10 protein-coding genes are annotated in these 13755 nt (G+C 76.8%); 2 read left to right on the top strand and 8 right to left on the bottom strand.

The window, feature by feature from the left end:
* Nucleotides 1–64: 64 nt before the first annotated feature.
* The 7 genes from ACIQVD_RS33185 to ACIQVD_RS33155 form a co-directional block, all read right to left on the bottom strand.
* Nucleotides 65–1705 (bottom strand): class I adenylate-forming enzyme family protein, encoded by a 1641-nt coding sequence (locus tag ACIQVD_RS33185; protein WP_402292612.1) that lies wholly within the window; start codon nt 1703–1705, stop codon nt 65–67.
* Nucleotides 1706–1797: 92 nt separating this feature from the next.
* Nucleotides 1798–3393 (bottom strand): CoA transferase, encoded by a 1596-nt coding sequence (locus ACIQVD_RS33180; protein WP_402292611.1) that lies wholly within the window; start codon nt 3391–3393, stop codon nt 1798–1800.
* Entirely contained in the window at nt 3390–4235 is an 846-nt protein-coding gene (locus ACIQVD_RS33175) for a class I SAM-dependent methyltransferase (protein ID WP_402292610.1), read from the bottom strand. Before ACIQVD_RS33175 ends, ACIQVD_RS33180 begins: the two co-directional genes overlap by 4 nt.
* Entirely contained in the window at nt 4235–5671 is a 1437-nt protein-coding gene (locus ACIQVD_RS33170) for a protoporphyrinogen/coproporphyrinogen oxidase (protein ID WP_402292609.1), read from the bottom strand. Before ACIQVD_RS33170 ends, ACIQVD_RS33175 begins: the two co-directional genes overlap by 1 nt.
* 48 nt (nt 5672–5719) lie before the next feature.
* The gene (locus tag ACIQVD_RS33165; protein ID WP_402292608.1) at nt 5720–7393 is read right to left on the bottom strand and encodes a class I adenylate-forming enzyme family protein; all 1674 of its coding nucleotides are present in this window, start codon (nt 7391–7393) and stop codon (nt 5720–5722) included.
* Nucleotides 7390–8361 (bottom strand): UbiA family prenyltransferase, encoded by a 972-nt coding sequence (locus ACIQVD_RS33160; protein WP_400693651.1) that lies wholly within the window; start codon nt 8359–8361, stop codon nt 7390–7392. Before ACIQVD_RS33160 ends, ACIQVD_RS33165 begins: the two co-directional genes overlap by 4 nt.
* Nucleotides 8362–8666: 305 nt before the next feature.
* Nucleotides 8667–8978: a hypothetical protein gene (locus ACIQVD_RS33155; RefSeq protein WP_402292607.1), complete on the bottom strand. Its 312-nt coding sequence runs from the start codon at nt 8976–8978 to the stop codon at nt 8667–8669.
* A 281-nt stretch (nt 8979–9259) separates the two neighbouring features.
* On the opposite strand from ACIQVD_RS33155, the gene ACIQVD_RS33150 reads away from it, so the two are divergent.
* Nucleotides 9260–9811 (top strand): NUDIX domain-containing protein, encoded by a 552-nt coding sequence (locus tag ACIQVD_RS33150; RefSeq protein WP_111556742.1) that lies wholly within the window; start codon nt 9260–9262, stop codon nt 9809–9811.
* 45 nt (nt 9812–9856) lie between these two features.
* On the opposite strand, the gene ACIQVD_RS33145 is transcribed toward ACIQVD_RS33150, so the two are convergent.
* Nucleotides 9857–11461 (bottom strand): phytoene desaturase family protein, encoded by a 1605-nt coding sequence (locus ACIQVD_RS33145; protein WP_402292606.1) that lies wholly within the window; start codon nt 11459–11461, stop codon nt 9857–9859.
* A gap of 155 nt (nt 11462–11616) precedes the next feature.
* Here ACIQVD_RS33145 and ACIQVD_RS33140 point away from each other — a divergent pair, with 155 nt between their 5' ends.
* Nucleotides 11617–13659 (top strand): acetoacetate--CoA ligase, encoded by a 2043-nt coding sequence (locus tag ACIQVD_RS33140; protein WP_402292605.1) that lies wholly within the window; start codon nt 11617–11619, stop codon nt 13657–13659.
* Nucleotides 13660–13755 lie beyond the last annotated feature (96 nt).

Below are 13755 nucleotides of genomic sequence, written 5' to 3'. Positions count from 1 at the left end.
GTCCCCCGCACCCCGGTGGGTGCCGCCCCGACCGCGCAGCGGCACCCACCGACCGACGCGTTCCTCAGCCCGCCGTCACCCCCACGGCCCCGCCCGCTGCGGCACCGTCCGCCTCGGCCCCGCCGTCGCGTACGGCCGCCGCGGCCAGCTCCGCGATCACCCGCCGGTCCGGCTTCCCGGACGCGCCCACCGGCAGCCGCTCCAGCAGCACCAGCCGTTCCGGCAGCTTGTACCGCTCCAGGCCGCACAACTCGGCCAGGAAAAGCGTCAGTTCGGCGAGCTCCAGCCCCGCGCCGCGCGGCACCGCGCAGACGCACATCCGCTCCCCGAGGTCCGGGTCCGGCACCGGCACGCACACCGCCTCCGCGACCTCCGGGTGCCCCTCCAGCAGCTGTTCGACCTCGGCGGTGGAGATCGACACCCCGCCCCGGTTCACCGTCTGCCTGATCCGGGCCAGCACCCGCAGCGAGCCGTCCGCCTCCAGCACCCCCCGGTCGCCGGAGCGCACCCAGCCGCCGTCCACCCGCAGCCGGGCGTCCAACTCCGGCTCCCCGACGTGGCACAGCGGCGACATCGGCCCGCGCGCCTGCAACTCGCCCGGCACCCCGGCCGGCACCGGCCGCCCGTCCGGCCCGCACACCCGGAACTCCGCGACCCCCGGGTCCGGCCGCCCCACCCGCAGCACGTCGCCGTCCGGATCGTCCCAGCGGGCATGGCAGTTCAGGCCGTCGCTGGCGCCGTACACGTTCACCACCGGGCAGCCGAACCGCCGCAGCGCCGCACCCAGCACCGCCGGGGAGAGCGCCGCCGCGCTCGACACCACCGCCTGCAACGAGGACAGGTCCTCACCCGGCGCGGGAGGCAGCTCCGCCATCCTGCGCAGCATGGTCGGCACCGCCGCCAGGTGGGTCGGCCGCCACCGCCCCACCGCCGCCAGCGCCCCCGCCGGATCGAACCGCTCCCCGCCCGGCGGCAGCAGCACCGTCGCCCCGCACCGCACCAGCGCCACCACCGCCAGCGAGCCGTAGGCCGTCGCCGGGCTCACCAGCAGCAGCACCCGCGGCGGCGCGCCGTCCGCCGTCTCCAGCACCCGCTCCACGTACCGCCCGCGCCCGCCGGCCAGGGCGTTGTGCGAGTACGCGACCAGCTTCGGCGCGGCCTCCGAACCCGAGGAGAGCAGAATCCGGGCCGGTGCCTCCGGGTCCACCGCCGCCGGCCGCCAGCCGTCCCGCTCCGGCCACGGGTCCTCGTCCAGCACCACCACCTCGTGCAGGTCCGGGAGTTCCGGCCGCAGCCCGTCCACCAGCGCCTTCCACTCCGGCGCCGTCACCACCGCGTCCACCCGCGCCGTCCCCCACACCGCCAGCAGGTCCCGCCGCCCGTGCCCGGGCGTGCACGGCAGCACCACCGCGCCCAGCGCCGCCACCGCCAGATCCACCACCAGGGCCCGCCGGTCCGCGGGCACCTTCACCCCCACCACCGACCCCGGCCGCACCCCCCGCGCGGCCAGCCCCGCCGCCAACCCCCGCACCCGGCGACCGAGTTCCGCGTACGACAGCTCACCGCCCCGGTCCACCACCGCCACCCGCGCCCCGTCCGCCGCCACCCGCTCCGCGAACAGCTCGTACAGCCCCCGCCCCGGACACCAGCCCCGCTCCACCCAGCGCTCCCGCAGCTCCCGGTCCACCCGGTCGGGGAACTCCACGCCAGCCACCGAAACCCACGTCACAGCCACCACTCCCGTTCACCGATCCGCCGACCAACAACCGAACCCCCCGGCCCACCCCCGTCACTGCCTCACGTCCCGAACTCCCAGGGCGCGCGGACGAACGCGCACCCGTCCGGGCCGAACTCGAACGCCGGCGCCACCCGCGGGTCGCGCGCCAGGACGCCCAGGTCCGTGCACACCTCCACCCCGCCGTCCGGCGCGCCCGGGTCGCCCGCCGCGCCGCACAGCAGCCGGGCCGCCGACAGCAGCGAGGACTCGACGTGCTGCGCCCGGCCGGTCCGTTCGCGGGCCTCCAGCGCCGCCACCGCCCCCGCCGCGCAGACCAGGCCGCCCAGCACGTCGCAGACGGTCAGCAGGGTGGGGCGCGGCGGCAGCCCGTCCGGCGCCAGCAGTGCGGCCAGGCCGGAGTGCGCCTGGACGGGGTAGTCGGTGCTCAGCCCGGGTCCGCCGCCGCTGGCCTGGGCGTACACCAGCCCGGGGCGCAGCGCGGCGACCGTCCCGGCGTCCAGCCCCAGCCCGGCGACCTTCGCGGGCGCCAGGCTGTGCAGCAGCACGTCCGCGCCCCGCACCAACTCCCGTACCGCCGCGCGCCCTTCCGCACTGCGCAGGTCCGCCTCCAGCACCCCCTTGCCACGGTTGAGCGCCGCGAACCGCGCCGACACCGCCGCCCCGCCGTCCACCACCGCCCCGCCGCCGTCCGCCGCCCCGCCGCCGGCCGTCATCGGCGGCACCCCGCGCAGCGGGTCCCCGCCCGGCGGTTCGACCCGCACCACGGTGGCCCCGAGCAGCGCCAGCACCCGTCCGGCCAGCGGCCCCTGGACCCGCCGGGCGATCTCCACCACCGTCACGCCGTCCAGCGGCCCACGGGTCGGCAGCACGGACGGCGGCGAGGCGGCCCCCGCCGCCCCGCCCGCCCGCAGCCGCCACGGCATCCCGCCCAGGACGGCCGGCCGGTCCGCCGCCACCGTCAGCTCCACCCCGCACTCGGCGGCGATCCGCGCCAGCCGCCGGTGGCCGACCGCCCGCGCCGCCGCGAACAGCTCCTCCGGCAGCGGGCAGGCCGCCGTCCCGTAGCGGGCCTGGAACGGCAGCCAGGCACGGCCCACCACCCGCCGCTCGACGCCCAGTCCGGTCCAGAACCGCAGCCAGCCGTCCGCCGCCAGCGCCTCCAGCTCGAACCACGCCCCGTCCGCCGCGCGGAACGGCGGCCCGCCCGTCCCGGCCGGCTCCGCGCCCTCCCGGTCCGGGGCGGTGGCCGCCGCCAGGTACTGCGCCAGCCCGAGCAGCGCGGCCTGCGCCACCGAGACGCCCACCTCGCGGTACGCCGCGCCCGCCCGCCGCGCGCGCAGTGCCGCCAGCGCGCCGGTCGCGGCCAGCACCCCGGCGGCCACCGACGCGAAGTCCACCCGCAGCGGCGTGGGCGCCCCGTACCGCCGGCCGTGCACGTGCATCACCCCGCAGGCCGCCTGGACGTCCGCCTCGCTGCCGACCGCCAGCCCCAGCGGGCCCGCCCAGGAGATCCGGCAGGCCACCTCGCCGCCGACCTCCAGCAGTTCGCCGTCCGGCAGGTCGCCCTCCGCGACCCGCACCCCGGAGGCGCGCAGCAGCCCCGCCGCCACCTCCCGGGCCAGCCGCGGCCGGGTGCCGAGCACCGGTCCGCTCACGGCCGCCGTCCGTGCACCGCGTACACCACGTTCGAGCAGGCCAGGAACCGCGGGTCGCCGAACATCCCGCGCAGCCGGGCGAGTTCGTCCTCGGCCAGCCCCTCCCGCAGCAGCGCCCCGCGCAGGTGCCAGGTGTTGTGCAGCTGCATCTCCAACTGCGGTGTCCCGGGCGCGAGCATGCCGATCCGGGCCTCCGCCTCCACCCCGGTGAACCCGGCCCGCACCAGCGCGCCGGCGCACTCCCGGCCCCAGCCCTGGTGCGAACCGCGCGCCCGGAAGGCCCGCAACTTCGCCTGCTGGTACCGCTCGTACAGCTCCCGGTCCCGCTCGTCGGGGACGGTGAGCACCGGCGCGTACTCGGCGTCGAACTCCAGCAGGTGCAGCACCCCGCCGGGCCGCAGCGCGGCGAACAGCTTCGCCAGCACCGCCTCCCGCTCCGGCAGGTGGGAGAGCACCAGCCGGACGTGCACCAGGTCGAACGCGCCCTCCGGCAGCGGGTCCCGCACCACGTCGTGCCGCCGCACCGTCAGCCCGGGCCGGGCGGGCACCGGCAGCGGCACCAGGTCCGTCGCCAGCACCGAGCCCCCGGGCGCCACCTGCCCGGCCAGCCAGACCGCGACGCTCCCCGCCCCCGTGCCCACGTCCAGGCAGCGCATCCCCGGCCCGACCCCGCCCGCCCGCAGCGCGCCGACACTGATCGGATCGAGCCACGCCGCCAGGCACCGGTGCTGCCCGGCCGCGTGCACGCTCCCGTTGTCGAACAGGTACGACCCCCCGACCGCATCCCCGAGCCCGGCCCCGGCCTCCGCCACCGACCCGGCCTCCGCCACCGCCCCGCCCATCACACCCGCCCCACCGCGGCGACACCCGCGCCCGCACCGGAACCCGCGCCCGCCGTGCCACCCGCACCGGAGCCCGCGTGCGCCAGCACCCGCTGCGCCGCCAGCCGCCCCGACCGCACCGCGCCCTCACTGCTCGGCCGCAGCATCACCCAGTCCCCGGCGTACTCGACCGCCCGGGTCGGCCGGTCCAGGAACGCGGCCCGCTCCCGGACCGCCGCCGGCGCGCCCTGCGGCAGCCCGAGCGGGAAGCGGTGCACCAGCGTCCGGACGGTGGCCGCCCGCAGGCCGGGCAGGAAGCGCTCGGCCTCCGCGCAGAGCGTCTCCACCACCCGCTCGTCCGGCTCGTCCAGCAGCGCGGGGGAGAGCCACGGCGAGGCGAACACGCTGACCAGCCCCTTGCCCGCGGGCGCCCGCCCGTCCGCCTTCAGGTGGTCGAGGATCAGCCCGGTGCACACCCGGCTCTCCGTCTCCGGCACCGACAGCGCATAGCTCGGCGCCCCGGTCGGGCTCGGCAGCGGCCGGTCCAACAGACAGGCCACCTTGAGCATCGGCGTGTACGTGCTCGCCGCCAGGTACGCCCGCTCCCGGTCCGGGAGGTCCGCCCCGCGCAGTTCCAGGGCCAGCGGCGCGGGCACCGCCAGCACCGCCTGCCGGGCGCGGACCCGGGCCCCGTCCGCGAACTCCAGCAGCACGCCGCCGGGCTCGCCCGCCGCCCGCTCCCGGACGGCGACCACCCGGCGCCCCAGCTCCACCGGCAGCCGCTCGGCCAGGCGGCGGGCCAGCGTGTCCATCCCGTCCCGGTAGGTCATCCAGCGGGCCCCGGCGCCGCCCACCGAGAGCAGGGTGGCCACCATCGGGGCGACGGCCGAGCTCTCCGGCCGCCAGCCGAAGCAGTGGCCGGAGAGCGGTTGCAGCATCGCCGCCAGCAGTTCCTCCCGTCCGGGCGAACCGGCGCAGAACTCGCTGAGCGTCGCGTCCCCGCTGGGCGCGGTCTCCGGCCGGTCGGGGTCGAACCCGCGCCAGGCGGTGGCGAGTTCGGCGGTGAAGCGCAGCCACGCCCAGCGTCCCCGCCAGGACAGCCCGGCGCCGGTCAGCAGCCCCTTCGGGTGCCCGAGGTGGGCGTGCGCCCGGCCGTGCCGCCACAGCGCGAACCCGGGCCCGATCACGGGCACCTCGGACTCCGGCAGGCCGACCGCCCGGATCAGCTCCCAGGTCGCCTCGTACCCGGCCCCCGCGATGGTCTCCGCGCCCTCGTCCAGCAGCCACCCGTCCACCCGGTCGGAGGCCATCCGCCCGCCCACCCGGTCCGCCCCCTCGAAGACCCGCACCGACCGTCCGGCCGCCACCAGGTGGTGCGCCGCGGCCAGCCCGGCGATCCCCGCCCCGACCACCGCGACGTCGACCTCCACCTCGGCCCCGCCGTCGTCCCCGTCCACTGCGATCCGCTCCCTCACCGTCTCAACTCCCGCTCTCGCCAGTACGGTTCACGTCCACTGCCCGGTCCCGATCCCGGCGCTGCCGGCCAGCACCCGGGCCCGCAGCTCGTGCCGCCGCACCTTCCCGGTGGCCGTCCGCGGCACCGCGTCCCAGCCGACCACCAGCGGTTCGGCCAGCGGCGGCAGGTCGCGCACGGCGTCCCGCCAGCGCGCCGGGTCGAGCCCGCCGTCCGCGGTGACCAGCACCGGCTGCGGGCGGCCGTCGGCCACCGACAGCAGGACGGCCTCCTCGACGTCCGGCAGCCGCTCGTGCAGCACGTCCTCGATCTCGACGCAGCTCAGCCCGGGCACCATGTCGACCTCCCGGTCCAGCACGAAGACCCGGCCGTCGCGGGTCCGGGTGCCGAGGTCCCCGGTGTTGAACCAGCGGCCGTCGAGCTTGCGCCCCCAGCGCTCCGGCTCGCCCAGGTAGCCCAGGCAGAGCGCCCCGGTGCGGGCGTACAGCATCCCGGTCTCGCCGGGCCGCACCGCCCGCCCGGGCCGCGCGGGGTCGACGACCTTCACCCCCACCCACCCGGGCACCGGCCGCCCCAGGTCGCGGGTGGTCGGGTGCCGCCCGGCGGGTCCGGCCAGCGCCCCCCGGGTCAGGAACCGGAAGCTCAGCGGCCCGGTCTCGCTCTGCCCCCACCCCTGCATCCACACCGGCCGCCGCCGCCGGGTGGCGTCCAGGAACGCCCGCACCGTCGGCGGGTGCATCGCGTCGAAGGTCGAGATGAACAGCCGCACGTCCCGGAACGGGTTGCCCGCCCCGGCCGTCAGCGGCTGCCAGCGCACGTAGCTCGACGGCAGCGCCTCCAGGACGGTCGGCGGGTGGCTGCGCAGCAGCGCGGCGGCGGCCGACGGGTCCGCGTCCGGCAGCAGCGCGACGGTCCTCGGCGCCCGCCAGAACGCGCTGACCGTCCAGGTCAGCGCCCGCCCGTGGGCGAACGAGACGGCGCTGGCCACGGTGTCCGTGCGGCGCACCGACAGCACCGGCCAGGGCCGCGCCTCGAACGCCGACAGCCGCCGGATCAGCGTCCGGGTCGAGTGCACCACCAGCTTGGGGACGCCGGTGGTGCCCGAGGTGTGGATCACCGCCAGCGGCTCGTCCTCCCCGCGGGTGCGCACCCCCGGCACCGGCCCGCCGCGCAGCTCGTCCACCGCCAGCGCGCCCGGCGACGGCCCGTCCAGGCAGACCGTCCGCCCGGCCAGGCCGGTCAGCTCCACCCCGGCCGCCCGCGCCCCGCCCAGCACGTCCCGCTGGGTGACCAGCACGTCCGGCCGCAGCCGCCGCAGCAGCGCGCCCAGGGCGTCCGGCGGCACCCGGTCCGACAGCAGCGCGGGCACCGCCCCGATCCGGGCCGCCGCGCAGGCCAGCAGCACGTAGTCCCAGTGGTTGCGCTTGACGACCGCCACCGACGACCCGGGCCCGGCCCCGGCCGCCACCAGCCAGGCCGCGGTCTCCCGCACCAGCTCGGCCACCTGGGCGGTGTCGTACACGGTGCCCCGCTCCGGCGCCAGGTCCAGCGGACGGCCCAACCGGACGTCCACCGAGGGCCGTTGGTCGGCCAGCGTGTCGAACAGCGGCCCCAGGTCCAGCGGCAGCCGCCCGAACAGCGTCCCCGTCCCGCCGCGCCCGGTCCCGCCGCGTCCCGCCGCGCCACTCGCCGTTCCGCCGCTCACAGCCCACCGCCGAACACCGCGAGGGCCAGGTCGGTGCCGACCAGCAGCGCGCAGCACACCCGGTGCAGGCGGATGCCCAGCCGGCGGGCGAGCAGGATCTCGCCCCGGACGAACCCGAGCACCCACTGCCGGACCCGCAGCGCGATCACCGGCGCCATCACCAGCGGGAACCACCACGGCGCGAACCCGGTCACCGCCGAGCCCACCAGCAGCACCGCCTCCAGCGCCGAACACCCGGCCACGAACGCCGCGTTGCCGCGCGGCGGGAGCAGCACGGCGGCGGTCCGGCGCCCCACCGCCCGGTCGCCGGGGATGTCGTTGGTGTTGGAGTACACGCCGAACAGCAGCGGCCCCAGCCCGAACACCAGCGCCTGCACCACCGCGAAGCCGTCGGACCGCCCGGTCAGCAGCCCGTACAGCGGCAGCACGAAGAACCAGCCCAGCGCGGCCAGGAAGAACTCCTGGAAGCCGTTGTAGCTGATCCGCAGCCACCAGGTGTACTGGAAGCCGAACACCGCCAGCGCCGCCGTCCCGGCCACCGCCCACCAGGGCCGGGCGGGCGCCGCCGCGACGGCCGCCGCCCAGCACAGCACGCAGACCGCGACCGCCGCCCACCCGAAGCGGATCGCCTGACGCTCCGTCAAGGTGCCCGCCACCAGCGGCTTGCGGGCCAGCCGCCGGGCGGGCGCGTCCGGCCCGTAGTTCACCGCGTCGCTGCCGTCCCGGTACCCGGTGACGTCGTCGAAGGTGCACATGGCCGCGCTCATCGCGACCTCGCCCGCCAGGAACAGCACCAGCACCGGCACGGTCGTCCCGGCCCCCGCCCCGGACCCGGCGGCCAGCACCATCGCGGCCACCAGCGGGACGCTCAGGTAGTAGTCCCAGATGTCGAGCTTGGCCAGCCGGGCGTACGCCCGCCAGGGGATCGGGGCCGCCTCGGGGGCAGCGGGAAGTGCGACGTGCTCCACGGGAAACGCAGTCCTCTCGACGGCGGCCGCAACCCGGGACGCGAACTGCCGCGGGGGGCCGGAGACAACGGGCCGACCGCGCTGGCGGTGCGCGCGCTGACGGTGCGCCAATTCGCCGCGACGGGCCAGGAGTCGGCGGTCGCCATCATGACATAGTGCGACCGTTCGGACGCATTTCTGTGATCAGAGAAAAAGCGGGCGATCGGCTATTTCCCCGACCGCCCGTGCGATCATCCGACCGCATTTCCGCCCCCGCTCGAACGGCCCGGACCGCCCGGACCGTCTGCACCGCCCGCGCGGTCCGCTCAGACGGAGAAGCTCCCCGCCCCACCCGGCACGTGCGTGCCGTAGCCCGGCTGCACCGCCACCGACGGGCCCAGACAGAACGGGTTGCCGTACACCTTCACCGGACGGTCGGTCCGGTTCGTCAACACGTGCGCCAACGTGGGGAGCTGCTGGCAGCCGGCCGGGTCGTGGTAGACGTCCAGCGGCTGCGCCTCGGTCGAGAACACCACCACGTCACCGCTCGCCGCGCGCACCGCCGCCGGGGCCGGCGCCGCCAGTCCGAACACCGAGCCCGCCGCCAGCAGGGAAATCAGAATCGCTCGCACAATCATCCTTCATGAACGGTCAACTCCCGTGCCCATCACGGAACACCCCATCGCTATCGTGCGCACACACTCCGAATCCAACCGCGCCCACCGGATTCACCCGCCCGGCCGGACCGCACCCCCGCCCGCCCCGCGCCGACCGCACCCCCGCACGCCCCCGCCCCGCGCCCTGCGCGCACCGCCCCGAGCCGCCCCCCCACCGGCCCCCCACCGGCCCGCCACCGACCCGCCACCGACCCGCGCCGACTCCGCCCCGCCCGGCACCCGGCCGGACTACCATCGCCCCCATGACGACCCAGCCGTCCGCCCGCCCCGCCGTCTTCGGCCCCAACACCCACTGCCACTGGTGCGGGACGCCCTACCCGGCCGGCACCACCGCCTGGCCGCGCACCTGCCCCGGCTGCGGCGAGATCAGCTACCGCAACCCGCTCCCGGTCACGGTCGCCCTGCTCCCGGTGCACCTCCCCGACGGCGAGACCCGGCTGACCGTCATCCGCCGCACCATCGAACCCGGCTACGGCCTGCTCGCCCTGCCCGGCGGCTACGTCGACTACGGCGAGAGCTGGCAGCAGGCCGCCGCCCGCGAACTGCGCGAGGAGACCGGCATCCTGGCCGACCCGGCCGAGGCCCTGCTGGTCGCCACCGACTCCGACGCCCGGGGCGGCTTCCTCTGCCTGTTCGCCCTCTTCCCGGCCCGCGACCTGGCCGACCTGCCGCCCTCCGTCCCCACCGACGAGACCGAGGGCTGGGAGCTCGCCACCGTCGAGACCCCGCTGGCCTTCCCGTTCCACACCCGGGTGGCCCGCTCCTGGTTCGACGGCGAGTACGCCCCCCGCTGAACCCGGCCGGCCCCGCCACCGCCCCAGCTCCGGCTCCGGCTCCGGTCAGCGCCCCAGCACCGCCATCGCCGCGTTGTGCCCCGGAATCCCGCTCACCCCGCCGCCCCGCACCGCCCCGGCCCCGCACACCAGCACCCGCGGATGCCCGGTCCCCACCCCCCACCGGCCCACGTCCCCGCCGGAACCCCCGGAACCCCCGGAACCGCCGTCCCCGTCCCCGTCCTCCGTGCGGAACGGGAACGCCAGGTCCCGGTGGAAGATGTTCCCGCCCGGCAGCCGCAGGTCCGCCGCCAGGTCCAGCGGCCCGCGCACCTCCAGGCACGGCCGCCCCTCCCCGTCCACCGCCAGGCAGTCCGCCAACGGCTCCGCCAGCACCCCGTCCAACGCCGCCAGCACCCCCGCCAGCGCCGCCCGCCGCACCCCCTCCGGGTCCGCGGCGAACAACCGCGCCGGCACCTGCAGCCCGAACAGCGTCAGGGTCTGCGCCCCCGCCGGCACCCCCGGCCCCAGGATCGACCGGTCCGCCAGCGAGTGGCAGTAGATCTCCGACGGCGCGGGGGAGGGCAGCCGCCCCGCCGCCGCCTCCCGGTACGCCCCCTCCAGCTCCCGGTAGGACTCCGCGACGTGGAACGTCCCCCCGAACGCGTCACGCACGTCCACCGCCCCGTCCCGCAGCCGGGGCAGCCGGCTCAGCAGCATGTTCACCTTCAGCTGCGCCCCCTCCGGCGCCGGCTCCCCGGCCCGCTCGCCCACCAGCCGCGCCAGCTCCGCCGGCGCCGCGTTGCACAGCACCCAGCGCGCCCCCACCCGCCGCTCCACCCCGTCCGCGTCCAGGTACCCGACCTCGGCCGGCCCCGCCGCGCCCCCCGGGTCCACCGCCACCACCTCGCACCCGGTCCGCAACTCCGCCCCGCCCGCCAGCGCCGCCCCCGCGAGCGCCCCGGTCACCGCCCCCATCCCGCCCACCGGCACGTCCCAGTCACCCGTCCCGCCCCCCACCACGTGGTACAGGAAGCACCGGTTCTGCCGCAGCGAGGGATCGTGCGCGTGCGTGAACGTCCCGATCAGCGCGTCCGTCAGCACCACCCCCCGCACCACGTCGTCCGCGAACCGCCGCTCCAGCGCCTCGCCCAACGGCCGCTCGAACAACTCCGCCCACGCCACCGGATCGTCCACCCGCGCCCGCAGCTCCGCCCGCGACGGCAGCGGCTCCGTCAGCGACGGGAACACCCGCTCCGCCACCCGCCCGGTCATCCCGTAGAACTCCCGCCACGCAGCGAACTCCCGCTCCTCACCGGTCAGTTCACGGAACGACTCGGCCGTCCGCCGCTCGTCCCCGCCGTCCACCAGCAACCCCCCGACCCGCCCGTCCCGCTCCCACGGCGTGTACGAGGAGATCCGCCGCCGCCGCAACTCCACCCGCACCCCCAGCTCGGCCAGGATCCGCCGCGGCAGCAGGCTCACCAGGTACGAGTACCGCGACAGCCGCGCGTCCACCCCCGCGAACGCCCGCTCCGACACCGCCGCCCCGCCGACGTGCCCCAGCCGCTCCAGCACCAGCACCCGCAACCCGGCCCGCCCCAGGTACCCGGCCGCCACCAGCCCGTTGTGCCCGCCGCCCACGATCACCACGTCGTACGCCACCGTCATCCCGCCGGTCTACCACCTCCCGCCCGCCCCCACCAGCACCCCGACCGCGCGACCCTGGACCGCCGGACGATCACGTGGCAGGGTCGGCAGCGTCAGCACCGCACGGACGGCCGCCACCAGCCCCGCCGTCCCCGCCCCGGCCTGGAGACCACCACGTGAGCACCCCTCCGACCCCCCAGGACCAGCACCACCCCGAGCCGCTCTGGCGCCCCGACCCCGCCCGCGCCGCCGCCAGCCGCCTGGTCGCCTTCCAGCGCTGGGCCGCCGACCACCACGGCGCCCCCGCCGCCCCCCTCGCACCGGTCACCACCGACGCCGAGGCCGCCAGCCGCTACGCCGACCTCCACCGCTGGTCCACCGAGGACCTCACCCGCTTCTGGACGGCCGTCACCGAGTACTTCGACGTCCGCTTCCACACCCCGCCCACCGCCGTCCTCGCCGAACCCGCCACCATGCCCGGCGCGAAGTGGTTCCCCGGCGCCACCCTCAACTACGCCGAACACGCCCTGCGCGCCGCCGAGGACCCGGCCAACGCCGACCGCCCCGCGATCCTCCACCTGGACGAGCGCACCGCCGAACCCGTCGCCACCACCTGGTCCGAACTCCGCCGCCAGGTCGGCTCGCTGGCCGCCGCCCTGCGCGCGAACGGCGTCCGCCCCGGCGACCGGGTCAGCGCCTACCTGCCCAACGTCCCGCAGGCCGCCGTCGCCCTCCTCGCCACCGCCGCCGTCGGCGCCACCTGGACCAGCTGCGCCCCCGACTTCGGCGCCCGCAGCGTCCTCGACCGCCTCCAGCAGATCGAGCCCACCGTCCTGTTCGCCGTCGACGGCTACCACTACGGCGGCAAGGACCACGACCGCACCCGGGTCGTCGCCGAACTCCGCCGCGAACTCCCCACCCTGAACACCGTCATCCACGTCCCGCTCCTGGACACCCCCGCCCCCGAAGGCACCCTCCACTACGACGACCTGGTCGCCGCGGACACCGAACCCGTCTTCGAACCCGTCCCCTTCGACCACCCGCTCTGGGTGCTCTACTCCTCCGGCACCACCGGCCTCCCCAAGGCCATCGTGCAGAGCCAGGGCGGCATCCTGGTCGAACACCTCAAGCAGGCCGCCCTCCACCTCGACCTCGGCCCCGACGACCGCTTCCTCTGGTACACCTCCACCGGCTGGATGATGTGGAACTTCCTCCTCGCCGGCCTGCTCACCGGAACCACGATCGTCACCTACGACGGCAGCCCCGGGCACCCCGACACCGGCGCCCTCTGGTCGGTCGCCGCCCGCACCCGCGCCACCGTCCTCGGCACCTCCGCCGCCTACGTCATCGCCAGCCGCAAGGCCGACCTGCACCCCGGCCGCGACCTCGACCTCTCCGCCGTCCGCTGCCTCGGCACCACCGGCTCCCCGCTCCCGCCCGACGGCTTCCAGTGGATCTACGACGAGGTCAAGTCCGACCTCTGGCTCGCCTCCGTCAGCGGCGGCACCGACGTCTGCTCCTGCTTCGTCGGCGGCGTCCCCACCCTCCCCGTCCACCTCGGCGAGATCCAGGCCCCCTGCCTCGGCGCCGCCGTCGAGTCCTGGGACCAGGACGGCCACCCGCACACCGACACCGTCGGCGAACTCGTCGTCACCAAGCCGCTCCCGTCCATGCCCACCGGCTTCTGGAACGACCCCGACGGCCGCCGCTACCACGACAGCTACTTCGACACCTACCCCGGCACCTGGCGCCACGGCGACTGGATCACCGCCACCTCCCGCGGCACCGTCGTCATCCACGGCCGCTCCGACTCCACCCTCAACCGCCAGGGAGTCCGGATGGGCTCCGCCGACATCTACGAGGTCGTCGAACGACTCCCCGAGATCGCCGAATCCCTGGTCATCGGCCTCGAAGAACCCGACGGCGGCTACTGGATGCCGCTGTTCGTCGTCCTCACCCCCGGCGCCGTCCTCGACGAGGACCTCACCACCCGCATCCGCACCTCACTGCGCACCCAACTCTCCCCGCGCCACGTCCCCGACGAGGTGATCACCGTCCGGGGCCTCCCGCACACCCTCACCGGCAAGCGCCTCGAAGTCCCCGTCAAACGCCTGCTCGGCGGCACCCCCCTCACCCGGGCCGTCAACCCCGGCTCCGTCGACAACCTCGACCACCTGCGCTTCTTCGAACAGCTCGCCACCACCCGCAAGCAGCCCTAGCTGTTCTGTCCTGTGAGGTTGGGAACGCGGCTGGCGGGTGGTTGGCCTGCGAGTGCGGTGTGTCCGCGGTGGTGATTGTAGGTGTGGAGCCAGGCG

It is taken from the genome of Kitasatospora sp. NPDC090308 (genome assembly GCF_044769485.1).
Lineage (GTDB): Bacteria > Actinomycetota > Actinomycetes > Streptomycetales > Streptomycetaceae > Kitasatospora > Kitasatospora fiedleri.
Note: the sequence above shows the minus strand (reverse complement) of the source record. Positions and strands in the feature narration are given on the sequence as shown.